The sequence below is a fragment of the Xanthovirga aplysinae genome, from assembly GCF_009711365.1.
Lineage (GTDB): Bacteria > Bacteroidota > Bacteroidia > Cytophagales > Cyclobacteriaceae > Xanthovirga > Xanthovirga aplysinae.
Genome location: NZ_SMMB01000184.1, coordinates 1 through 619, shown reverse-complemented (window position 1 = coordinate 619; position 619 = coordinate 1). Strand labels below are relative to the sequence as shown.

Genomic DNA, 619 nt, shown 5'->3' with positions numbered 1-619 from the left:
AGAAGTAGGAGGACGTTTTGTAGTAGTAGCCGGGCCAGAGGGAGCCAAGGGAAGTGACCATATAGCCTTCTCCGTTGAAGGGGATAAAACTGCTAAATTCCAAAGAAATGCAGAAATAGCTCAAAATTTAACAGTTGCAGGATCGGGAATTTTTGAAAAAGATTTAACGATAAACGGACTTTATGAATCCTCCCTAAAAATTACTGATGGAGGTATTTTTACCCAAACTTTAGAGAGTAGTTCTTGGGCAAGAGGAATCACCTGGTTTGATGATTTAGATCAAGTTACTGATACGAATGCAAAAGCTGGAGTAGGTTTAAAAGCCTCAAATCAGGATTTAGAGCGTTTATATTTAGCCTTTGGTCCTAATCCATGGCAATCTGCAAATGGCATTTTTGTTCTTCCTGACCATAAAACCGGTATCAATGTTATAAACCCAACCGAAGCGCTTCATGTAGAGGGAAACCTCAAAGTAACTAGCATTGGTAAATTCGGAAATGGAGGTAGTGTTCAACTTCATGCAAATGGAGTAGGTAATGGCCAACATTCCTATATAGAATATCACGACGGTGATGGAGTCAGAACAGGTTTCATAGGCTATGGGGATAGTACCAACAGT

Annotated in this window: 1 protein-coding gene; it reads left to right on the top strand. The window is 40.1% G+C overall.

Translation table 11 applies throughout. The features are described 5' to 3' along the window. Positions 1 to 619 (top strand): hypothetical protein (locus tag E1171_RS23230; RefSeq protein WP_222931284.1); only part of this gene is annotated, 619 nt, incomplete at both ends.